This window comes from Mesorhizobium sp. P2_F8 (assembly GCF_056403655.1).
Map to the genome: position 1 here is coordinate 236,190 of NZ_JBFUFB010000004.1, position 21,201 is coordinate 257,390.

The following is a 21,201-nucleotide window of genomic DNA, read 5'->3' on the forward strand; positions in this document are numbered from 1 at the left end:
GAGGAAGCAACCATGACCGACACGCCTCCTGTCTTTCTGGATGTCGACGGATCGAGCATCGCGGTGCGCCATACGACAGGTGCCGCGCCCGGCATCGTCTGGCTCGGCGGCTACAAGTCCGACATGCTGGGCACGAAGGCGCAGACGCTGTCGGACTGGACGGCAAGAGAAGGCCGCGCCTTCCTGCGCCACGACTATTCCGGTCATGGCGAATCCGGTGGCGCCTTTGCGGACGGCACCATTTCGAAATGGCTTTCGCAGAGCCTCGCCGTGTTCCGGCATTTCACCCAGGGCAAGCAGATCCTGGTCGGCTCCTCGATGGGCGCCTGGATTGCGCTGCGTATGGTGCAGGAATTGCGCAAGGCGGGCGACAGCAATGTCGCTGGTCTGGTGCTGCTGGCGCCGGCGCCCGATTTTACCGCTGAGCTGGTCGAGCCGGCGCTGACCAAGGCGCAGAAACGCGCGCTCGCCGAAAAAGGCTTCTTCGAGGAGCCGTCGAACTATTCCGCCGAGCCTTACATCTACACAAGCGCGCTGATCGAGGATGGACGCAACAACCTGGTGATGACAGGACCGATCGACACGCATTGCCCGGTGCACATATTGCAGGGGCTGGCCGATGCGGACGTGCCGGCAAGCCACGCGCTAAAGTTGGTCAGCCGGCTGCCGGCCGACGACGTGACCCTGTCGCTGATCCCCGAGGGCGACCACCGCCTGTCGCGACCCCAGGATCTCGACATGTTGGTGCGGGCAGTCGACGCCATGGCGCAGAGGGGAAACTGATGCGCATCTCCATTCCGATATCCGCCTTTGTCGCGGCAATCGTCGGCTTCGGCGGCACGCTGGCCATCGTCATCGCCGCCGCCAAGGCGGTCGGCGCGACACAGATCGAGACCGCGAGCTGGGTGACGGCGATCTGCCTGGCGATGGCAATCGAATGCCTGTGGCTGTCCTGGCGCACGAAGATGCCGGTCATCACCGCCTGGTCGACACCGGGCCTGGCGCTGATCGCCGCGTCGAGCAGCTTCTCGATGGGCGAAGCGGTCGGCGCCTTCATCGTCACCGGCATCCTCTTGATCGCCACCGGCCTGTTCGGACCGCTGACACGGCTGATCGCCAGGATCCCGCCGTCGGTGGCATCGGGCATGCTGGCCGGCATCCTCGTCAGCTTCGCCATCAACGCGATTAAGGCCATCCCCGCCGATCCCTGGCTGATCCTGCCGCTGATCGCGGCCTTCTTCGTCATTCGCCTGTTCAATCCGGCGGTGTCGGTGCTGGTGGTGCTGATCGGCGGCGGCCTCGCCGCTTTCTTGACCGGCCGCGTCGGCGGCTTGCCGACACCGGAACTGTCGACGCTGACGCTGATCGCGCCGCACTTCAGCATCGCCGCGACCATCGGCCTGGCGCTGCCGCTCTACCTCGTCACCATGGCTTCCCAAAACCTGTCCGGCCTCGCCGTGCTGCGCGCCGCCGGCTATCACCCGGAGCCCGGCCCGCTGATCGGCGTCACCGGCCTGTTTTCGCTGCTGTCGGCGCCGTTTGGCGGCTCGACCACAAATCTGGCTGCGATCTCGGCGGCGATCTGCACCGGGCCGGACGTCCACCCCGACCCCGCCGAACGCTGGAAGACCGGCCCATTCTATGCGCTCGCCTATCTTGTCTTCGCCATCTTCGGTGCGTCGCTGGTGGCGATCTTCGCCGTTCTGCCGCAGAGCCTGATCGTGCTGGTGGCGGGTCTCGCGTTGATGGCGCCGCTTGCCAACGCCCTGTCGATCGCGCTCAAGGACGAAGGTCACCGTATGGCCGCCACCGTCACCTTTGCCGTCACCGCTTCGGGTTTGACGCTGTTCGGCGTCGGCGCGGCATTCTGGGGCCTGGTCGCCGGGATGATCGTGCTTTTCCTCGAAGAGCTCAAAATGCGGCAATCGTTTCAGCCGCTTGTCCGGATTTGGCGGACATTGTCCTGAATCGCCGCCTTTCCCTTCCGATTGCACGCAGCCGGAACTGGCCGTCCCTGGACGCCGGCGACCACACCAAGGATCAGGACGAGTTCGACCGCTTCGTGGCCCACCGCAACATGCTGCGGCGGGCGGGATAGTCGTCAGAGGTCACCTGCCACGCCCTGCGGGCATTCAGCCATTGCGAAACGTATAAGCATAGCCGTTGATAGCTGGAGCGCCGCCAAGATGGGCGTAAAGCACCTTCGACCCTTCGGGGAAATAGCCCTTCCTCACGAGGTCGATCATGCCCTGCATGGATTTTCCCTCGTAGACAGGATCGGTGATCATGCCTTCAAGGCGCGCGCAGAGACGGATCGCTTCTTTCGTCTCCTGCGAGGGCACGCCGTAGACCGGGTAGGCATAATCCTCGATGAGGATCACATCGTCTTCACTGAGTTCCTTGCCGAGTTCGACCAGCGTCGCCGTGGTCCGCACGATGTCCAGCACTTGCGCTTTGGTCTGCGCCGGGGTGCAGGATGCGTCGATGCCGATTACCTTGCGCTCGCGACCGTCCTTGCCGAAGCCGACCACCATGCCGGCATGGGTCGAGCCGGTGACGGTACAGACGACGATGTAGTCGAAGGCAAGGCCAAGTTCCTTCTCCTGCGCTCGCACCTCTTCGGCGAAGCCAACATAGCCCAGGCCGCCATATTTATGCACCGAAGCGCCGGCCGGAATCGGATAAGGTTTGCCGCCTTTGGCTTTCACATCGGCGATTGCCTGTTCCCAGCTTTCCCTGATTCCGATGTCGAAGCCCTCATCGACCATCTGGACATCGGCGCCCATGATCCGGCTCAAAAGGATGTTGCCGACGCGGTCATAGACGGCGTCCTCGTGGGGCACCCAGCTTTCTTGCACGAGGCGGCATTTCATGCCGATTTTCGCCGCCACGGCTGCCACCATGCGCGTATGGTTGGATTGTACGCCGCCGATCGAAACCAGCGTGTCGGCGTTTGAGGCGATCGCGTCCGGGATGATGTATTCGAGCTTGCGCAGCTTGTTGCCGCCGAAGGCGAGGCCGGAATTGCAATCTTCCCGCTTGGCGTAGAGATCGACCTTGCCGCCGAGATGAGCGCTGAGCCGATCCAGTTTCTCGATATGGGTCGGTCCAAATGTGAGCGGATAGCGTTCGAACTTCTCCAACATGAGAGATCCTCCTCTGATTGTGATTTTGATGCTGGAAACACTACCAGTTCTCTCCTGAAAGGTGCTCTCTAAGAACGATCAGAAAATGCCTGAAATCTAACTTTCTGGCTCCAATATGCTATATTACTTCGATAAATCTCCTCAATAACGGAAGAACCTTCCATGAAGGCATCGCTCGACCGGATCGACCTGAAAATGTTGCGCCTGCTCCAGGACAATGGGCGGCTGACCAATGCGGAGCTGGCGCAGTCGGTTGCTGTCAGCCCGGCGACGTGCCACCGCCGCACACAACGCTTGTTCGATGAAGGCTACATCAGCCATGTCAGGGCAGTGGTGACACCGCAGAAGGTCGACAGAGGCGCGCTGGTGATGGTTGGCGTCGTCCTCGACCGCTCGACCCCGGAAAGTTTCGCGGAATTTGAGAAGGCAGTCGCGAAACTGAAGTTCATTCTTGATTGCCATCTGGTGGCAGGCGACTTCGACTATTTTCTGAAGATCAGAGTCGGCGACATGGCGGACTTCAACCGGATCCACGGGGATCAGTTGATCGCATTGCCCGGCGTTCGCCAGACGAGGACGTTCTTCGTCATGAAGGAGGTCGTCGACAACGCGCCACTGGATTTTTGAAAGGAATGGGTTCCCCGCCGATGCATCAAACCGTAGCACCGCCGGCGGTATTGCCACCGTTCCTCATGCCTGGTCGTGCTTTTCTTCGATACGCTTGAAAAGCGATAATCATTTCATGAGCTTGTCCGGTTTTGGCCGATATTGTCTTGAATCGCCGTTTTCTCCTTCCCATTTCGATTCCACGCAGCCGGATTTGGCTGTCTCCAACCGAAGGAATGGGAGAAAATGAACACATCTGCATTGATCCGTCCGGCCTGGACGCCGGCAACCATCGCGTTGATGGTGATCGGTTTCATGGTGTTCTGGCCACTCGGCTTCGCCATGCTTGCCTACATCATCTGGGGCGACCGCCTCGATGGTTTCAAGCGTGACGTTAACCGCGCCACCGACGGCATCTTCGCCGGCTGCCGCCGCGGTTCCGACAAGGCGGCGCGCTGGGGCCACGGCTCCGCCCGCACCGGCAACGTCGCTTTCGACGACTGGCGCGAAAAGGAACTGGAGCGCCTCGCCGAGGAACGCCGCAAGCTCGACCAGATGCTGACCGAGTTCGACGACTACGCCCGCGAATTGCGCCGCGCCAAGGACCAGGACGAGTTCGACCGCTTCATGGCCAACCGCAACAAGTCGACGGCTCCGACGAAGACTGACCCGAGCACCGGGACGACCACCACCAAGCGTGGCAAGGGCTCGAACCTGCTTGACGACTGAGGCCCGGCGACAGGCCTAGGTATGATGACGGCGTCGCGCGAGCGGCGCCGTTTCTTTTTTGTTCTATTCGTTTTTCTCGAATCGCGTATCGTCCCGCCATGACCCTCGGATTCTTCCGCAATCTGACAAAGCCCAAGGCCAGGCCCGTCGTGGAGCGCGAATATTGCGTCGCCGGCCGTACCTTGCCGCTCAAGATCGTCGAGAACGACCGCGCAAGGCGGCTGACGCTGCGCATCGATTCGGGCGGTAAGGGCCTGCGCATCACGGTGCCGCCAGGCCTGCGCCGCGGCGAGGTGGAAAAGTTCCTCGACCGTCACCAGGACTGGCTGGAGCAGCGGCTGGCCAAGGTGCCGGCCCGGCCGCAGGTGCGGCCGGGCATCAAGATCCCCGTACGCGGCGTGCCGCACCGCATCGTCCATGAGCCTTCGAAGCGCGGCACGGTGACCATATCGAGCGACGAGCGCGGTCCGCTGCTGATCGTGCATGGCGACCGCGTGCACCTGCCGCGCCGCATCGCCGATTTCCTCAAGCGCGAAGCCAAGCGCGAGATCGAGAAGCTGGTGGGCAAACACACGCTGGCGTTGGGCAAGCGCGCCAAGGCGATCCGCTTCAAGGACACGTCGAGCCGTTGGGGCTCCTGCACCTCCGACGGCAATCTGTCGTTTTCCTGGCGCATCATGATGGCGCCGTCGCCTGTCATAAACTACCTCGTCGCGCATGAAGTGGCGCATCTCAAGGAGATGAACCACGGCCCGAAATTCTGGAAACTGTGCGAACAGCTTTGCCCGGACACCGAGCGCTGCAAGGTCTGGCTGAAGCGCAATGGCGGCGCGCTGCAAGCAATTGCGTTCGAATAGGGCCCTGCGCAAGGGCGGCGGAGAAAGAAGGTCGTCTGTAGCGATCCTTCCCACCCTCCCTCTGGCCTGCCGGCGACTACGCTCTTACTGGCTGCACGAGCTCAATCGTCATTCGCCGCGTTGAGCTCCTCCGGTCGAAGTCCCTCATCGCCATGATGCGGCCACGGCAGGAAGTTGCTGTCGAACTTATCGCCGCCGAAATAATCCAACGCGCGATGGGCTTCCGCGCCGTTGAAGGCGGCCTTGTCCATCAGATGGGCGATGACCTCGCGCGCCTGCGCGATCTTCTGCCTGAGTTCGGCAACGGTTCTGTCAGCCATGGTCTTGCTCCCGCCTTGTGTCCCTGTCCTTCAATAGGTAGCGCCTTTGGCCTTGCCGGCAAACAGCATGCTTTTTCTCGACTCTTGGCGCTTTTCATGCCAATCCCCGCGCCATGGCGCTCGACATCAAGATTTGCGGCTTGAAGACCGACGTGGCAATGGCCGCGGCGCTGGCCGGCGGCGCCAGCCACGTCGGGTTTATCTTCTTCGCCAAAAGCCCGCGCTATGTCGAGCCGGCCGAGGCTGGCCGCTTGCGCGAGGCGGCGCGCGGCAAGGCAAAAGCGGTGGCCGTCACCGTCGATGCCAGTGACGCCTTCCTGGATGAGATCGTGGCAGCGATGCAGCCCGACATGCTGCAGCTGCACGGCTCGGAGACGCCGGAGCGCGTGGCCGAGGTAAAAGCCCGCTACGGCTTGCCGGTGATGAAGGCGCTGTCGGTCAGCGAGGCCACCGACCTCGAACGGACAAAGCCGTTTATCGGCATTGCGGACCACTTCCTGTTCGACGCCAAGCCCCCCAAGGGCTCCGAGCTGCCCGGCGGCAATGGCGTGGCCTACGACTGGCGCATCCTCACCGGCCTTGACGCCGGCGTCGATTACATGCTTTCCGGTGGGCTCAACGCCGCCAATATCGGCGATGCCCTTCGGCTTGCCAACCCGCCCGGAATAGACATTTCCTCAGGCGTGGAAAGCGCGCCGGGCGTCAAGGATCCGGCGCTGATCGAACAGTTTTTCCGAGCCGTCAGGGCAGCGCGCGACAACCGCGCCGCCTGACCGGCTCAAACCAGAGCATGTCCCGGAAAAGTGGGATCCGGTTTTCCGGCAAGGACATGCCCCCACATCGAGACCAGGAGATCGGCGATGGACAAGCCGGCGACACCCAATTCCTTCCGTACCGGACCCGACGAACAGGGCATGTTCGGCATTTTTGGCGGTCGTTTCGTCGCCGAAACGCTGATGCCGCTGATCCTCGACCTTGAGCGGCACTGGAACGAGGTCAAGAACGATCCGGATTTCAAGGCTGAACTCACCGACCTTTCGACCCACTATGCCGGGCGGCCGTCGAAGCTCTATTTCGCGGAAGGGCTGACCAGGCATCTCGGTGGTGCAAAAGTCTACTTCAAGCGCGAGGATCTGAACCACACCGGCTCGCACAAGATCAACAACTGCCTCGGCCAGATCCTGCTGGCCAAACGCATGGGCAAGAAGCGCATTATCGCCGAGACGGGCGCAGGCCAGCATGGCGTGGCGTCGGCCACCGTCGCGGCCCGCTTCGGCTTTCCCTGCGTCGTCTATATGGGCGCGACCGACGTCGCCCGCCAAAGCCCGAACGTCTTCCGCATGAAGCTGCTCGGCGCCGAAGTGCGGCCGGTGACCGCCGGCCACGGCACGCTGAAGGACGCCATGAACGAGGCGTTGCGCGACTGGGTGACCAATGTCGAGGACACTTATTACCTGATCGGCACCGCCGCCGGGCCGCATCCCTATCCGGAACTGGTGCGCGACTTCCAGTCGGTGATCGGCGCCGAAGCGCGCGCCCAGATTATCGAGCAGGAAGGTCGGCTGCCGGACACCATCATTGCCTGTGTCGGCGGCGGCTCGAACGCCATCGGCCTGTTCCATCCCTTCCTCGACGACAAGGACGTTCGCATCATCGGCATCGAGGCCGGCGGCCGTGGTCTCGACGGCATCGAGCACTGCGCCTCGATGAGCGCCGGCGCCCCTGGCGTGCTGCACGGCAACCGCACCTATCTCCTGCAGAATTCCGACGGCCAGATCATGGACGGCCATTCGATCTCTGCCGGTCTCGACTATCCCGGCGTCGGGCCGGAGCATTCCTGGCTGCGCGATTCCGGCCGCGTCGAATATGTGCCGATCCTCGACGACGAGGCGCTGGAGGCCTTCAAGCTGACGACGCGCGTCGAAGGCATCATCCCGGCTCTGGAATCGGCGCACGCCATTGCGCACGCGGTGAAGATCGTGCCGGCCATGGACAGGGACCAGATCGTCATCGTCAACCTGTCGGGCCGTGGCGACAAGGACGTGCACACGGTTGCCAGCATGCTGGGCATGGAGATCTGATCATGACCACCCGCATCGACCGCCGCATGGCCAAGCTGAAGTCCGAAGGCCGCCCGGCCCTCGTCACCTATTTCATGGGCGGCGACCCCGACTATGAGACGTCGCTGTCGATCATGAAGGCACTGCCTGGAGCAGGCGCCGACATCATCGAGCTCGGCATGCCATTCTCCGATCCGATGGCCGACGGCCCGGCGATCCAGGCGGCGGGCCTGAGGGCGCTGAAAGGCGGCCAGACGCTGGTCAAGACGCTAAAGATGGCCTCGGAATTCCGCACCGGCGACAATGAGACGCCGATCGTGCTGATGGGCTATTACAACCCGATCTACATCTATGGCGTCGACCGTTTCCTCAAGGACGCGATCGCCAGCGGTATCGATGGGCTGATCGTCGTCGACCTGCCGCCGGAAATGGACGAGGAATTGTGCATTCCGGCGCTCAAGGCCGGCATCAACTTCATCCGGCTGGCAACGCCGACCACCGATGACAAGCGCCTGCCCAAGGTGCTGCAGAACACGTCGGGTTTTGTCTACTATGTGTCGATGACCGGCATCACCGGTTCGGCGCTGGCCGACACCGGCAAGGTGGCGGCGGCCGTGCAACGCATCAAGGGTCACACCGATCTGCCGGTCTGCGTCGGCTTCGGCGTCAAGACCGCCGAGCAGGCCCGCGTGATCGGCGCCAATGCAGATGGCGTCGTCGTCGGCACCGCGATCGTCAACGCGGTGGCCAATGTGCTGGGGCCGAAAGGCGAAAAGACCGCCGACCCGGCCGAAGCCGTCGCCACGCTGGTCAGCGGCCTTGCGCAAGGTGTGCGCTCGGCCCGCCTTGCTGCCGCCGAATAGTTTTCCTACGTCTCTTCCCAAATCTTCGTCAGGACAGGAGCCGAAGCGATGAACTGGATCACCAATTACGTTCGCCCGAAGATCAATTCGATGCTCGGCCGGCGCACCGACATGCCCGAGAATCTCTGGATCAAGGATCCGGAGACCGGCGAGATGGTGTTCCACAAGGATCTGGAATCCAACCAGTTCGTCATTCCGTCCTCCGGCCACCATATGAAGATCTCGGCCAAGGAGCGGCTGAAGTTCTTCTTCGACAACGGCAAGTACGAGACCCTGGACAACCCCAAGGTCATGCAGGATCCGCTGAAGTTCCGCGACGAGAAGCGCTATGTCGACCGGCTGAAGGACGCAAAGGCCAAGACCGGCTTGGAAGACGCCATCATCAACGCGCTGGGGACCGTCGAAGGCCTGCCGGTGGTGGTGACCGTGCAGGACTTCGCCTTCATGGGCGGCTCGCTCGGCATGGCCGCGGGTGACGCCATCGTGCACGGTTTCGAAGTCGCCTTGCAGCGCAAGCGGCCGCTGATCCTGTTCGCCGCCTCTGGCGGCGCCCGCATGCAGGAAGGCATCCTGTCGCTGATGCAGTTGCCGCGCACCACGGTCGGTGTCGATCGGCTGAAGGAAGCCGGCCTGCCCTATATCGTCGTCTTGACCAATCCGACCACCGGCGGCGTCACCGCCTCCTACGCCATGCTGGGCGACGTGCACATCGCCGAGCCCGGCGCGCTTATCGGCTTTGCCGGGCCGCGTGTCATCGAACAGACCATTCGGGAAAAGCTGCCCGACGGGTTCCAGCGCTCCGAATATCTCATGGAACACGGCATGGTCGACATGGTGGTGTCGCGCCTGGAGATGCGCCAGACCATCGCACGGCTGCTGAAGATGCTGCTCAAGCTGCCGGAGGAGCAAAAGCCGCTTGAGCCGGAAATCCTGCCGCCGGCGACAATTCCGGCCGAGGCGCGGCCACAAGCCTGACGCGACACTCTTCGCCGCGAACCGCGATTGCGCCGTGTCCGTGGCGCGCTGTAGCTTTTTGATTGCCATGGCCATTGTGAAACCGATTCTGGTTCCCGGGCCATGGGCCAGGATTGTGCCATGAAAACGCTTGCCGCCGACCGCGAAATCGAAGCCCTGATGGCGCTTCACCCGAAAGGCTTCGACCTTTCGCTCGACCGCATTTCACGGTTGCTGAAGCGGCTCGACGACCCGCAGGACCGGATGCCGCCGGTGATCCATATCGCCGGCACCAACGGCAAAGGCTCGTGCGCCGCGTTTTCGCGGGCACTTCTCGAGGCGGCGGACTACCGCGTCCATGTCCACACCTCGCCGCATCTGGTCAACTGGCACGAGCGTTACCGGCTGGCCGCCGATGGCGGCGGCAGGCTGGTCGACGACCGGGTGTTCGCCGATGCCATCGCCCGTGTCGCCAGGGCCAATGAAGGCGAGCATATCACCGTCTTCGAGATCCTCACCGCCGTCACCTTCCTGCTGTTTTCCGAACACCAGGCCGATGCCGCCATCATCGAGGTAGGGCTCGGCGGCCGTTTCGATGCCACCAATGTCATCAAGGAGCCGGCCGTGTCGGTGATCATGCCCGTGTCGCTCGACCACGAGGCCTATCTCGGCGACCGTGTCGAACTGATCGCCGCTGAAAAGGCCGGCATCATCAAGCGCGGCTGCCCGGTGGTCATCGGCGCACAGGAAAGCGAGACGGCACTGCAGGTGCTGATCGAGACCGCCGAGCGGCTTGAATGTCCGACCTTCGTCTACGGCCAGGATTTCCTCGCCTTCGAGGAGAACGGCCGCATGGTCTACCAGGACGAGGACGGCTTGATGGACCTGCCGCCACCACGGCTGCCCGGGCGCCACCAGTTCGCCAATGCGGCGGCGGCGATCGCGGCGGTCAAAGCGGCCGGCTTCGAGATCAGCCATCGCGCCGCCGAGAAGGCGATGACCAACGTCGCCTGGCCCGGCCGCATGCAGAAGCTGGCGCAGGGCCGGCTGGCCGAACTGGCGCCGAAGGGCGCCGACATCTGGCTCGACGGCGGCCACAATCCGGGCGCCGGCGTGGTGGTTGCCGAAGCGCTGGCGGAGCAGGAAGAAAAGAACCCGCGACCACTCTTCCTCATCTCGGGCATGATCAACACCAAGGACCAGAGCGGCTATTTCCGCGCCTTCAAGGGCCTCGCCCGGCATGTCTACACGGTGCCGGTGAGCCTCAGCGACGCCGGTGTGCCGAACGACGAACTGGCGATCCGCGCGACGGAAGCCGGGCTGACGGCCGAACCGGTGAGTTCCGTCGCCAGCGCGCTGATGTTGCTGCGCGACACCTGGGACGGCCCGGCGCCGCGCATCCTGATCGGCGGTTCGCTCTATCTGGCCGGTGCGGTGCTCGCCGAAAACGGCACGCCCCCGACCTGAGGTCGGCTTTCGGCGATCACCGCAAGGAGCAGTCATGATCAAGGTCAAGCAGCTCGCTCACGTCTGCATCTTCGCCAATGATCTGGAGGAGACGCGAAGCTTCTACCGCGATGTCCTCGGCATGGACACCCAGTTCAATTTCCTGCGCGACGGCAAGATTTTCGGGTTCTACCTCGATTGCGGCGGTCGCAGCCACGTCGAGGTGTTCCAGAAGGACGGGGCCAGCTATGGCGAACTGAACCAGATCAACCACTTCTGCCTCGAAGTGGAAAGCATCGATGCAGCGATCGCCCATATCAGGTCGAAGGGCGTCGACGTCACGGTAAAGAAACTCGCCTGCGACGACACCTACCAGGCCTGGATTCGCGACCCCAACGGCGTGAAGATAGAACTGTTCGAGTATACCGAAGAAAGTGCGCAATTCGCCGGAGGCGATCGTATCGCCGACTGGTAATGGCGCCTGCCGCCCAATGGCCTTCGCGGTTACTTCAACTCGATCTCGATAAAGGCGTATTCGCCGTCATTGGCGTTGATGACGTCGTGTTCGACGCCCTCCTTGCGGAAATAGGGCGCGCCCTCCTTCATCTCGGCGAAGGATTCGCCGTCCTTGGTCAACAGCTTCACCTTGCCGTCCATCAGCGGCACGACGACATAGTCGTGGCCGTGGCGGTGCCAGCCTGTGTTGTCGCCGGGCGCAAAGCGATACTCGGTGACGATGACACGCTCATTGTCGATGAAGACGGTGGCCTTGGCGGATCCGGTCATGGGCGTTCTCCTTGCTTCTCGTGACAACAGAAGACATGGAGTGCGCAGGCGTGAGGGCCAGAACCACCCACCGATGACGCCAACAAAAAGCCCGGCGCGAGGCCGGGCTTGATGTCAGGAATTTGGGACGGATCAGGCGAGGCTGCCATTGATCCAGTGCGACAGCGCGGTCTTGGGTGCGGCGCCAACCTTCATGTCGGCCACTTCGCCGCCCTTGAAGATCATCAGCGTTGGGATCGAGCGCACGCCGAACTGCGCGGCGAGCTCGGGATTCTCGTCGATGTTTAGCTTGGCGATCTTCACCTTGGCGCCGAGTTCAGTGGCGATGTCTTCGAGCGCCGGAGCGATCATCTTGCACGGACCGCACCATTCCGCCCAGAAATCGACGACGACCGGTACGTTGGCGTTAAGCACATCGGCCTGGAAATTGCTCTTGTCGACCTTGACGGTGGTCATGCGGAAAATCCTTTCGAAAGTTTTTGTCGCACCAAATGTGGTGGTGATCGCGCCCTTCTTCAAGCAGGTGTTGTGTCACGCTCCTGTGAGTCGAGCAAGGGCGTCATCCATGGCACCGGCCGGCAGTTCGATCAGCCGCGGCGCTTCGGTGAACAGCAAGGCCGCCTTGACCGCGCGTCCGGGATAAAGCGGCTGCAGCAGGGCGCGATAGAGCGCGAGTTGCAGGACGTAAGCCTGCGGGACCTCGGCCAGGGAGGCGGGTGCCGGCCGGTTGGTCTTGTAGTCGACGATAGAGACCGCGTCCGGCGTCACCGCCAGCCGGTCGATCTTGCCGGAAATCGAGCGCTTCTTGCCCTTGACCTCCAGGCTGCCCATGATCGCGACCTCGGCACGCGACGCCGACGCAAACAGCGGACCGAAGCCGGGATCGGCAAGGATCGCCGTGACCGATGCCAGAGCTTTTTCACGCTCTGATTGAGACCAGTCCGCACCAGTTCGCGCGAGATAGCGTTGCGCCGCGCCCTCGCGTTCGGCCTCGGCAATGCACGGCAACATCTGCAGCAATTTGTGCAAAGCGAGCCCGCGCACCACGGCAAAGCCTGGCTCGGCATCTGCATCGAGCACCGGCGAAGCCTTGTCGACCACCGCTTCCTTGCCTTCGTCGATCAGCGCCGAGGCGCCGGATGGCGACAGCGGACGCGGCAAATCCTCGAAAGGCGGCAAGGGCCGGAACAGGGTCGTCGGCAGTGGCCCGAAACTGTGCGCCTGCCGCGCCTGCTCGCTGGAAACCGGTGCGACGGGCGGCAGGTTGGTGACGTGAAAACGATGCACCGGATCGCCGCCGGCGGGGTGCGGGCGCTCCACGCTCTCAGGCGCGCCGATCAACGCTCGGCTTACGATCGAATGCCAGGTGCCGGTGTTCGGCGCCCGCTTGCCGTGATAGCCGCAGACGATCAGCCGGTCCTCGGCGCGGGTCATGCCGACATAGAGCAGCCGGCGGTATTCGTCGTCGGCGAGTTCCCGTGCCCGCACCGCCGCAGCCTTGGAAAACCCATTGGCGACGTCGCTGGCCGAGCGCCAGAGATAGCCCTTGCCGTCCCAGCCCGAGCCTTCGAAGGGCATCAGGCGCGGCAGATGCTGGTCGCTGAACGGCGCCGAACCGCCATCGACCAGGAACACGACCGGCGCCTCCAGGCCCTTGGCCGCGTGCACGGTCATGACGCGAACCTCGTCGCGGGTCTGGTCCATCTCGCGCTTGATCTCGGGACCGGCATTCTCCAGCGTCGACAGGAAGGCTTCCAGCCCCGGCAGGCCGGTTCGTTCCTCGGCAAGGCAGAAGCTCAGGAACTCGTCGAGAATGTCGCCGGCCTCAGGCCCGAGCCGCGCGATCATCCTCTTGCGCACGCCGTCGCTTCTGCCCACGCAGTCGCGCGCCAGCAGGCCGGCGTAAAACTCGAACACCGGCTTGAAGGCGGCCTCGTCCGTCCAGATGTCGAGCTGGGTGACGACCGCCGCCAAAGCCTCGCTCTCGCCGGCATGGGCGCGCAGTGATGCAAACAGCGACAGGCCGGTCGGCCTCTCCGCCGCAAGCGCAAAAAGCCCCTCCTCCGGCAGATCGAAGATCGGGCTGCGCAGAACGGCGGCGAGCGACAGATCGTCCTGCGGCTGGATGAGGAGATGGCCGAGCGCGATCAGGTCCTTGACCGCAATGTGTCCGGGCAGGCTCAGCCGGTCGGCGCCGGCGACCGGAATGTCGCGGCGTTTGAGCGCCCGGGTCAACGCGTGGACGAAGCGATCGCGCTTGCGCACCAGCACCAGCACGTCGCCCGGCCGCAGCCGCTTGCCACGGCCTTCGATGATCTCGCCGGCGCCGATCCAGCCGGCAATGGTCGCGGCGACATGCTCGGCAACGCGCACCGCCGGCGCATGCGCATGGTCGATGGCTTGGGTCCAGTCGTCGGGCTCGTCGACGACGTCGGCACCGACCGACGGCCAGACCTCGACATAGCCCGGCGCATCGGTGCGGATCGCCTGGTGGCGCAGCGGATCAGGATCATGGCTGATGCCGCGCCGCACGACAGGATCGGCAAAGACGCGATCGACCGCGGTCAGAACATCGTCGGTCGAGCGGAACGACCAGGTCAGCTTGAGGTCGGCGAAGGACGCCTCGGCATCACGCACCCGTCCCGCAAACAACAGCCGGCTGTCGGCGAAGGAGTCCGGGGCGGCGCCCTGAAAGGAATAGATCGACTGCTTTTCGTCACCGACGGCAAAGACCGTGCGATGGACCCTGTCGCGGGCACCGAAGCCGGCAAAGAACTCTTCCGCCAGCCGCTTCACCACTTCCCATTGATCCGGGCTGGTGTCCTGCGCCTCGTCGAGCAGGATGTGGTCGATGCCCTGGTCGAGCTTGTACTGCACCCAGGGGCCGGCATCGGGCCGCGACAGAAGATTGACCGTGCGGGTGATCAGGTCGTTGAAGTCGAGAAAGCCGCGGCTGCGCTTCAACACCTCGTAGCGGGCGATCAGCCAGTCGGCGATGGTCAGCGCGGCGCGCGTGCCTTCCAGCATCCGGAACAGCGCCAGCCTGTCGACCGTTTCGACGATGGCATTGGCCGTCGAGAGATAGCGTTCCGCCAGATCCGGCAGCCGGTCGACCAGGGCTTTCTTGAAGGCATTGGCCGGATCGTAGGCGCTGCCATCGGTCTTGAGAAAGGCTCTCGCAAGCTGTTGCAGACGGCGAACAGGGTCGGCCTCAGTGAAAGCCTGACGCGCATAGGGCAGGATGTTGTTCAACACCGTCCTGGCATCGGTGGCATCCGCGGCCTGAGTGAAGCCGGCAAAATAGTCGGGCAGGAAACCCGGCAACGGCCAGACCGATGCCGCTATGCCTTCGGCGGTCTGGCCGGGGCGGAAATGGAATTCATCGAATAGCGCCTGGAAACGCGTGCCATCGCGCCCAATCATGTCGATGAAATTGCGCAAGCCGTCGCGCTTGCGCACGATCTCGCCCAGCAAGGCATCGAGTCCGGCTTCGCCGCCACGATCGAGAATGGTGGCAAACGCCTCGGCCAGGTCCATGTCGCCGGCGGCCGTTCCGGAAATCATGTCGCGGCGCGCGGTGGCGAACAGCGATGCCTCCATCGGCGGATCGAGCATCTCGAAATGCGCCGGGATGTTGGCCTCCAGCGGGAACTGATGAAGCACCGATTCGCAGAAGGCATGGATGGTCTGGATCTTCAACCCGCCGGGCGTTTCGAGCGCCTCGGCAAACAGGCGCCGTGCCCGGCGCATGGTCTCAAGATCGGGCCGGCGACCTTCCAACGTTTCGATCCTTGCCGCCAATTCCGCGTCGCCGAGTGCCGTCCACTCCGACAGCGTCGAAAACACCCGGTTCGACATGTTGGCGGCGGCGGCGCGTGTATAGGTCAGGCACAGGATCTTCGACGGATCGGTGCCGCGCAGCAGCAGCCGGATGACGCGCTGGGCCAGCACATGGGTCTTGCCGGAGCCTGCATTGGCCGACACCCAGGCGGAATTCTGGGGGTCGGCGGCGCGGGCCTGGCTGGTCGCGGTGTCGCTGGGGATGGGATAGGCCTTCTTCATGCCTCCCCTCCCTCGTCGCCGGCATCGCCGCCGGCCGACCATTCGAGCACGCGGGCAAGATGGTCGTAATCGCCATCGGTCTCGCCTTCGCGAAACGGCAGCGCGCGCGACAGATAGCCGGTCGCCGGGTCGGCATAGTGGATCAGGAGCTTTTCCAGCCGCGCCCAGGCTTCTTCGGCGAGATCGGTGGCGGTGCGCGGCTGGCGATTGTGTTCGAGGATCGATTCCTCGAACACCTCGCCATTCGGCTTCAGCCGCACGAACGCCAGTTGCGAAGGTTCGCGCGTGCCCAGATCCTTGAAGGCGCCGCGCCTGAGCAGCGCGCCCTCCAGCGCCAGTTGCGGCGCAAGCAGGGTGTGCGCCTGCGCCTTGGATGGCGAGGAGCCTGTCTTGTAATCCAGTATGTCGGCCATGCCGCCGGCCAGCAGGTCCACGCGGTCGGCATAGCCGGACAGCGTCACGCCGGACTGGCCGACGACGGTCTTTCCGGCGCGTTCCTCGGCATGCCGCCGTATCACCGCGTCGGCGCGCGTGCGCTCCCACTCGATGATGTTGGCGGCGAGTTTTTCGAAACGCGGCCACCACACCGCCTCGACATCGGCGGGAAGTGCGGCTTCGGCAAAGCAGGCGCGGCCGGCAGCGATGAGGCCAGCGAGCGCGTCGGCTGCGCGCGGATCGGCAACGCGCGCCGAGAACAGATGCAGGATGGCGTGAAACAGCGTGCCGCGCTCGGCCGCACCGGGATCGCGAATGACCGGATCGAGCGGCATCAGGCCGAGAATTTTTCGTGCATAGACGGCGTAGGGATCACGGCGCAGGGTCTCGATCTCGGTGACCGAGAAATGGCTCGGGCGAACAGACAAAGGCGGTGTCGGCTGCGGCCGTGGCGCGAAATCCTGCCTTGAGCCGGTGTCGAGCGCGCGTGCCCAGGCGAGCAATTCTTCGCCGCGCCGGCGCAATTCAACCGCCTGGTCGTTGCCTATGAATGTGAGCAGGCGCTGCAGCCACCGCGACGGCACGGCAGGCGCGTCGCCGGCACGCGCCGAGCGGGCCAGCACCGCCTTCTTCGCGCCCAAGGCCATCTGGAAATCATGCGCGGCAAGGCCGATGCGCCGTTCGGGTGGTTCGAGATCGATGCCGGTCTTCATTAGCCGCGACATGAAGCGGTCGCTCTCGGGCTTGCGCGGCCACACGCCCTCGTTGAGCCCGCCGATGACCAGCGTGTCTACATCCTGCAAGCGCGCTTCCAGCGCGCCCCAGATGGCGATGTTCCTGTCGGTTCCCTGTGCCGGCTTGACCGTTTCAGGCGCGATCAGCGCCGCCATCACGTCGGGCCACTCGTCCGCGGCGAATGAGAGCGGCGCGGAAGCCGCGACCAGCCCACGCAGCAATTCGGCAAGCTTCTCGCCGGCGTCACCCGCATAGAGCAAGCCAAGGCCGCCATCGGCGGTGCGGCCGAGATTTTCGAACGCCATGATGCTTGCTCCGACCAGCGCGCCAAGGCCGGCGTCCGCCTGGCCGCGAAACGCCGCGAGCGGCGCCAGCGCCTGTGTGAGACGTTCGAGCAAATTCTTCGCGGCTTCGATGGAACGCAGGGTGAGACGGGAAAACCAGAAGGGTTGCCGGTTGCCGCCGCCAAGGCCGGTGAGACGGGTTTCGAACAGTTCCGGTAGCGAAACGATGTCGGGGCGGCCAGTGCCGCCGCGCAGTGCCACCAGTTCGACCAGTTCTGCTGCGTGGCGCATATCGGCCCGTTCGAGGCCAAGCCCAAGCAGCGGATGCTTGAGCAGCGACAGCAGGCCTATGGGATCGCCTGGCCGAAACACCGCCTCGAGCGCCAGCCCGAGCAGGCTGGCCGCCGGGGTGTTGGCGAGCGGGGTGCCGCCGGAATCGTCGGCGACGACGCCGAACCGCAGGAGCTCGACCGAGACGCGCCGGGCCAGCGCGCGGTCGCCGGTCACGAGAGCCGCCCGTTGGCCCCGCTCCTCGACAGCGCGCTTGAGCGCGACGGCGATCGCGACCGCTTCATCGCGTTCGCTGGCGGCTTCGAGCAGCGTCACGCCGGCAAAGGCCCCGGCAATGTCGGAGGCTGAAAAGCCGTTGCGCGTCTCGGCCCACAATTCGGTGGTTTCGGCCGGCCGCAGCGCTTCGCCGACCAGGGCGGCGCGGAGCGCAAGCCGCGGCTCGGCCGTGCCGATCTCCTCGACATCGCCGCGCAGCACGCCGATCTTGCCGATCAGCCTGGCGAGACCGTATTGCGGGTGGCCGAGCACGGCCGGACGCGCGCCGGGCGCCGCGATTGCCTGGAACGACGCTTCGTCCAGCGTCCGGTCGAGACCGGGCAACACGATGGCGCCACCGGGCAAGCGGGCAATCGCGGCAAGCAACTCGGCCGTGGCCGGTATCGAGCCGGTCGAGCCCGCAGCGATGACCGGCCCGGCTGGCGGATTGCGCTGCAGCCGTGCGGCTTCAGCGCGGATCAGCGCGCTGCGATGTGCGGCCGGGTTGGAGCGATCGCGTTCTTCAAGGAATTTCGGCCACGCATCGGTGACGATGCCGAGAAATTCAAGCGTCACCTGCCACCATCCGGCAAGGTTGCCGGTCACCAGGCCGGTGAGCTTGGCCCAATCCGTGCCTTCCGTCTCGACTTCGTCCATCAGCCGGGCGAGATCGCGCGACAGCCAGATCGCGTCGGCGGTAGAGGCAGGGATGACGATCTCCTCGGCGAAGAGCGCCGCGACATGCGCCGGCAGCCGGCGTTTCCAGGCGCGGACCAGCGGCGCCAGCAGCAACAGGCGTTCGCTTGCCGCAATCGGCGGCGCGAGGTCGATGGCGGCGGACGCCTCGGTTTCGAATGCAGCCTCATCCTCATCGAACTCGCCGAGCGGACGGATGACCGGCAGGATCGCCGACCCGCCGCCGCCGCGTGCCGCCAGGCTGTCGACGAAAACACCCCGCAAGGCGCGCGCCGCGCGCCGCGTCGGCACATAGATGGTGACGTCGGCCAACGCGAGCGGGTCGCCGTCAAACCGGAACCCCGGAACAAGGCGCCCGGCTAGCAGCGCCTCGGCAAGCGTCGGCAGGAACGGCGCTCCGGAGGGAATTGAGAAAACGCGGCTTGAGCCGCTCATTTCAACTCGGCTAGCGCGCCAGCCACGGCCGCTTCGGCGAGCGGAATGGCATCGGGCGTGCCGACGGTGATCCAATGACCCTGCATCGGCATGCCGAACAGCCGGCCGGCAGCAATGGCGGTGTCGAAATAGGCGTTGAGCGAGTGCGGCCCGGGCTGCGCATCCTCGAACAGGCGCGGATGCACGATCGCCGCTCCGGCATAGATCAGTCCGGCCGGATCACCTTTTGATCGCCGCAAGCCACCATCCGGCGCCACCAGGAAATCGGTGCTGCCGCAGTGTCCGGTCGCCTGATGGAGATCCGCCAGCATCAGCAGAATATCCATTTTCGCCGCGTCCCACGCAAGGGCAAGACGGCCGAGATTGAGAGGACCCTGGTCGATCCAGAAGGTATCGGCGTTGAGGATGTAGAATGGTTTTCCGCCCAGCTCGGGCAGCGCCTTGACGATGCCGCCGGCGGAATCGAGCAGCTTGTCGCTCTCATCGGAGATGATGATTTTTGGCCTGCGGCGAGCCGCGACATGGGCAATGATCTGTTCGGGAAGATAATGGACGTTGACGACGGCCTTGCCGACACCGGCGGCGGCGAGGCTGTCGAGCCCCCAGTCGATCAAGGTCTTGCCGGCGATCTTGACCAGCGGCTTGGGAATGGTGTCGGTGATCGGCCGCATGCGCTTGCCAAGCCCGGCGGCGAGCACGATGGCTGTGTCCGGTTTTGCTGTCACAGTGCCCGCTCCTCCAGCAAGCCGTTGGCGTTGTAGAACTCCCGCAGGCTGGCCAGCGCCGGATGGGACAGGGCCCGACGCAGATAATCGCGGATGCGCGGCAGGTGCTTCAGATAATAGGGCTTGCCGTCGCGCTTTTCGAGGCGGACGAAGATGCCGAGGATCTTGGAGTTTCGCTGCGCCGCCATGATCGCGTAGGATTCCACGAAGCTTACTTCGTCGAAAGTGCCGGCTTCGTGGCGCGCCGCGAGATAGGCGTCGAGCGTCCCTTTCTCGATCTCGGGCGACATCGTAACACGCGCGTCCATGGCTAGCGAGGCAACGTCATAGGCACACGGACCGATCAATGCGTCCTGGAAATCGACGATGCCCAGCCGATCATGCTTGGCGCGGTCGCCGCGCCAGATGATGTTGGGCGAATGGAAATCACGCAGCATCAAAGTGGTTTCGCGGCCTTGCAGCCGGTCGAGGAGCGCGTTCCATTGCTGGTGGTAACCGGCACGCAAGGCATCGCTGGCCGGGCTGCCTGATATGGCCGGCACGTACCAGTCGACCAGCAGATCGGCCTCGACCATCATCGCATCACGGTCGAAAGGCGGCACGTCGTGGAAGCCGCCCTGCCCCGTTGCCAGGCGCTGCGGCCAACTCCTGCCATGCATCATGGCCAGCAGTTCGGCCGCCGCCGCATAACGCTCGGCCACCGGCTGGCCATCGCCGTTGAGAAATCCTTCCGAACCAAGATGCTCGAGCAGCAGGAACCCCTGATTCTGGTCCTCGGCATGGATTTCCGGAACGCTCACCCCACCCGCCTTCAAAGCCCGGTCGATGGCGACGAAGGCGGAGACCGACTGCGCGGTGTGAGCGATCTCGGCATAGGGCTTGCCGTTGCGGACCGGCGGCCCGAGAACCAGCCGCGGCGAGTTCATCAATACCTGCGGCTTTCGGCCGGCAAGCGAGACAATCTCGTAGGAGCGGGCCGAGGCATCGCCGATGAAATGGCGGCGCCTTGCGTGGCCCCAGCCGGCAGTTTGGAGAAAGTCGCGCATGGCCAGCGATCGCGCCACGCGGTCGAAGGTGGCGCCCTCGCCCGACAGCCGGGCCAGCCGTCCCTCGCCATGCTGGACGAGTTCGATCAGAACCGAGGTTTTCGGCAGGTAGCCATCGGCTCGTTCCGGCCATTCGACCAAGGCTGCGCCTTGCGCCAGGGCTTCGTCAAAACCAAGTTCGTCAATCTCAGCCGCCGAGGACAGGCGATAGAGATCGAAATGATGGACCGGGACGCGGGTGTCGTAGCTCTGCACCAACGTGAAGGTCGGGCTTGGAACATCGAGACCGGCATCGTCGGCCAAAGCCCTGATCAATGCCCGCGCCAAGGTGGACTTGCCGGCGCCGAGGTCGCCCTTGAGCGCCAGGACGTCCCCCGGACGCAATGACAAGGCCAGATCCTCGCCCAGCAACGCTGTCTGCGTCTCATCGGCGAGTAAACGCTCCAGCACCAATCCCGTCATCGAGCGCG

Annotated in this window: 19 protein-coding genes; 11 read left to right on the forward strand and 8 right to left on the reverse strand. The window is 64.4% G+C overall.

The features are described 5' to 3' along the window. The first annotated feature begins 12 nt into the window (after window positions 1-12). Both AC1DZP_RS11915 and AC1DZP_RS11920 read left to right on the forward strand, forming a co-directional pair. Window positions 13-783 (forward strand): alpha/beta hydrolase, encoded by a 771-nt coding sequence (locus tag AC1DZP_RS11915; protein WP_477302502.1) that lies wholly within the window; start codon window positions 13-15, stop codon window positions 781-783. After that, the gene (locus tag AC1DZP_RS11920; protein WP_477302504.1) at window positions 783-1,967 is read left to right on the forward strand and encodes a benzoate/H(+) symporter BenE family transporter; all 1,185 of its coding nucleotides are present in this window, start codon (window positions 783-785) and stop codon (window positions 1,965-1,967) included. Before AC1DZP_RS11915 ends, AC1DZP_RS11920 begins: the two co-directional genes overlap by 1 nt. Window positions 1,968-2,132: 165 nt before the next feature. Here AC1DZP_RS11920 and AC1DZP_RS11925 read toward each other — a convergent pair whose 3' ends face one another. Next, on the reverse strand, window positions 2,133-3,146 hold the full coding sequence (locus AC1DZP_RS11925) for a 1-aminocyclopropane-1-carboxylate deaminase (RefSeq protein WP_477302506.1): 1,014 nt from the start codon (window positions 3,144-3,146) through the stop codon (window positions 2,133-2,135). A gap of 162 nt (window positions 3,147-3,308) precedes the next feature. On the opposite strand from AC1DZP_RS11925, the gene AC1DZP_RS11930 reads away from it, so the two are divergent. The 3 genes from AC1DZP_RS11930 (at window position 3,309) to AC1DZP_RS11940 (ending at window position 5,338) form a co-directional block, all read left to right on the forward strand. Beyond that, window positions 3,309-3,773, forward strand: a complete 465-nt coding sequence (locus AC1DZP_RS11930) for an Lrp/AsnC family transcriptional regulator (RefSeq protein ID WP_095083161.1) — start codon at window positions 3,309-3,311, stop codon at window positions 3,771-3,773. A gap of 225 nt (window positions 3,774-3,998) precedes the next feature. Then, complete coding sequence (locus AC1DZP_RS11935; RefSeq protein ID WP_477302508.1) at window positions 3,999-4,481, forward strand: DUF2852 domain-containing protein; 483 nt, start codon at window positions 3,999-4,001, stop codon at window positions 4,479-4,481. Window positions 4,482-4,579: 98 nt separating this feature from the next. Further along, on the forward strand, window positions 4,580-5,338 hold the full coding sequence (locus tag AC1DZP_RS11940; RefSeq protein WP_477302510.1) for a M48 family metallopeptidase: 759 nt from the start codon (window positions 4,580-4,582) through the stop codon (window positions 5,336-5,338). Between the two features lie 101 nt (window positions 5,339-5,439). Here AC1DZP_RS11940 and AC1DZP_RS11945 read toward each other — a convergent pair whose 3' ends face one another. After that, a complete protein-coding gene (locus tag AC1DZP_RS11945) occupies window positions 5,440-5,658 on the reverse strand; it encodes a hypothetical protein (protein WP_095083169.1) in 219 nt (72 codons plus the stop codon). Window positions 5,659-5,771: 113 nt separating this feature from the next. On the opposite strand from AC1DZP_RS11945, the gene AC1DZP_RS11950 reads away from it, so the two are divergent. From AC1DZP_RS11950 to AC1DZP_RS11975, 6 genes are all read left to right on the forward strand, one after another. Further along, window positions 5,772-6,431, forward strand: coding sequence for a phosphoribosylanthranilate isomerase (locus AC1DZP_RS11950; RefSeq protein ID WP_457150083.1), 660 nt, complete (start codon window positions 5,772-5,774; stop codon window positions 6,429-6,431). 87 nt (window positions 6,432-6,518) lie between these two features. Beyond that, window positions 6,519-7,739 carry a tryptophan synthase subunit beta gene (gene trpB, locus AC1DZP_RS11955; RefSeq protein WP_477302513.1) on the forward strand — a complete coding sequence of 407 codons (1,221 nt, stop codon included), beginning with the start codon at window positions 6,519-6,521 and terminating at the stop codon, window positions 7,737-7,739. 2 nt (window positions 7,740-7,741) lie between these two features. After that, complete coding sequence (trpA, locus tag AC1DZP_RS11960; RefSeq protein WP_477302515.1) at window positions 7,742-8,581, forward strand: tryptophan synthase subunit alpha; 840 nt, start codon at window positions 7,742-7,744, stop codon at window positions 8,579-8,581. Window positions 8,582-8,629: 48 nt separating this feature from the next. Beyond that, window positions 8,630-9,556, forward strand: coding sequence for an acetyl-CoA carboxylase, carboxyltransferase subunit beta (gene accD / locus AC1DZP_RS11965; protein WP_095083177.1), 927 nt, complete (start codon window positions 8,630-8,632; stop codon window positions 9,554-9,556). 120 nt (window positions 9,557-9,676) lie between these two features. Then, window positions 9,677-11,002: a bifunctional folylpolyglutamate synthase/dihydrofolate synthase gene (locus tag AC1DZP_RS11970; protein ID WP_477302517.1), complete on the forward strand. Its 1,326-nt coding sequence runs from the start codon at window positions 9,677-9,679 to the stop codon at window positions 11,000-11,002. A gap of 34 nt (window positions 11,003-11,036) precedes the next feature. Beyond that, window positions 11,037-11,456 (forward strand): VOC family protein, encoded by a 420-nt coding sequence (locus AC1DZP_RS11975; RefSeq protein WP_477302519.1) that lies wholly within the window; start codon window positions 11,037-11,039, stop codon window positions 11,454-11,456. A gap of 29 nt (window positions 11,457-11,485) precedes the next feature. On the opposite strand, the gene AC1DZP_RS11980 is transcribed toward AC1DZP_RS11975, so the two are convergent. From AC1DZP_RS11980 to tsaE, 6 genes are all read right to left on the reverse strand, one after another. Further along, entirely contained in the window at window positions 11,486-11,767 is a 282-nt protein-coding gene (locus AC1DZP_RS11980) for a cupin domain-containing protein (protein WP_477302521.1), read from the reverse strand. 132 nt (window positions 11,768-11,899) lie between these two features. Further along, window positions 11,900-12,223 carry a thioredoxin gene (gene trxA / locus AC1DZP_RS11985; RefSeq protein ID WP_013891648.1) on the reverse strand — a complete coding sequence of 108 codons (324 nt, stop codon included), beginning with the start codon at window positions 12,221-12,223 and terminating at the stop codon, window positions 11,900-11,902. A 75-nt stretch (window positions 12,224-12,298) separates the two neighbouring features. Next, window positions 12,299-15,829: a double-strand break repair helicase AddA gene (gene addA / locus AC1DZP_RS11990; protein WP_477302523.1), complete on the reverse strand. Its 3,531-nt coding sequence runs from the start codon at window positions 15,827-15,829 to the stop codon at window positions 12,299-12,301. Continuing rightward, a complete protein-coding gene (addB, locus tag AC1DZP_RS11995) occupies window positions 15,826-18,960 on the reverse strand; it encodes a double-strand break repair protein AddB (protein ID WP_477302525.1) in 3,135 nt (1,044 codons plus the stop codon). The genes addA and addB overlap by 4 nt, the downstream gene beginning before the upstream one ends. Continuing rightward, window positions 18,957-19,685: a nucleotidyltransferase family protein gene (locus AC1DZP_RS12000; RefSeq protein ID WP_477302527.1), complete on the reverse strand. Its 729-nt coding sequence runs from the start codon at window positions 19,683-19,685 to the stop codon at window positions 18,957-18,959. Before AC1DZP_RS12000 ends, addB begins: the two co-directional genes overlap by 4 nt. Then, window positions 19,682-21,193 carry a tRNA (adenosine(37)-N6)-threonylcarbamoyltransferase complex ATPase subunit type 1 TsaE gene (gene tsaE / locus AC1DZP_RS12005; protein WP_477302529.1) on the reverse strand — a complete coding sequence of 504 codons (1,512 nt, stop codon included), beginning with the start codon at window positions 21,191-21,193 and terminating at the stop codon, window positions 19,682-19,684. Before tsaE ends, AC1DZP_RS12000 begins: the two co-directional genes overlap by 4 nt. Between the last annotated feature and the right edge of the window lie 8 nt (window positions 21,194-21,201).

Excerpts from the sequence above, each read along its gene's own strand:
- AC1DZP_RS11915 (WP_477302502.1), top strand. The coding sequence starts at position 13 with ATGACCGACACGCCTCCTGTCTTTCTGGATGTCGACGGATCGAGCATC.
- AC1DZP_RS11920 (WP_477302504.1), top strand. The coding sequence starts at position 783 with ATGCGCATCTCCATTCCGATATCCGCCTTTGTCGCGGCAATCGTCGGC.
- AC1DZP_RS11925 (WP_477302506.1), bottom strand. The coding sequence starts at position 3,146 with ATGTTGGAGAAGTTCGAACGCTATCCGCTCACATTTGGACCGACCCAT.
- AC1DZP_RS11930 (WP_095083161.1), top strand. The coding sequence starts at position 3,309 with ATGAAGGCATCGCTCGACCGGATCGACCTGAAAATGTTGCGCCTGCTC.
- AC1DZP_RS11935 (WP_477302508.1), top strand. The coding sequence starts at position 3,999 with ATGAACACATCTGCATTGATCCGTCCGGCCTGGACGCCGGCAACCATC.
- AC1DZP_RS11940 (WP_477302510.1), top strand. The coding sequence starts at position 4,580 with ATGACCCTCGGATTCTTCCGCAATCTGACAAAGCCCAAGGCCAGGCCC.
- AC1DZP_RS11945 (WP_095083169.1), bottom strand. The coding sequence starts at position 5,658 with ATGGCTGACAGAACCGTTGCCGAACTCAGGCAGAAGATCGCGCAGGCG.
- AC1DZP_RS11950 (WP_457150083.1), top strand. The coding sequence starts at position 5,772 with ATGGCGCTCGACATCAAGATTTGCGGCTTGAAGACCGACGTGGCAATG.
- trpB (WP_477302513.1), top strand. The coding sequence starts at position 6,519 with ATGGACAAGCCGGCGACACCCAATTCCTTCCGTACCGGACCCGACGAA.
- trpA (WP_477302515.1), top strand. The coding sequence starts at position 7,742 with ATGACCACCCGCATCGACCGCCGCATGGCCAAGCTGAAGTCCGAAGGC.
- accD (WP_095083177.1), top strand. The coding sequence starts at position 8,630 with ATGAACTGGATCACCAATTACGTTCGCCCGAAGATCAATTCGATGCTC.
- AC1DZP_RS11970 (WP_477302517.1), top strand. The coding sequence starts at position 9,677 with ATGAAAACGCTTGCCGCCGACCGCGAAATCGAAGCCCTGATGGCGCTT.
- AC1DZP_RS11975 (WP_477302519.1), top strand. The coding sequence starts at position 11,037 with ATGATCAAGGTCAAGCAGCTCGCTCACGTCTGCATCTTCGCCAATGAT.
- AC1DZP_RS11980 (WP_477302521.1), bottom strand. The coding sequence starts at position 11,767 with ATGACCGGATCCGCCAAGGCCACCGTCTTCATCGACAATGAGCGTGTC.
- trxA (WP_013891648.1), bottom strand. The coding sequence starts at position 12,223 with ATGACCACCGTCAAGGTCGACAAGAGCAATTTCCAGGCCGATGTGCTT.
- addA (WP_477302523.1), bottom strand. The coding sequence starts at position 15,829 with ATGAAGAAGGCCTATCCCATCCCCAGCGACACCGCGACCAGCCAGGCC.
- addB (WP_477302525.1), bottom strand. The coding sequence starts at position 18,960 with ATGAGCGGCTCAAGCCGCGTTTTCTCAATTCCCTCCGGAGCGCCGTTC.
- tsaE (WP_477302529.1), bottom strand. The coding sequence starts at position 21,193 with ATGACGGGATTGGTGCTGGAGCGTTTACTCGCCGATGAGACGCAGACA.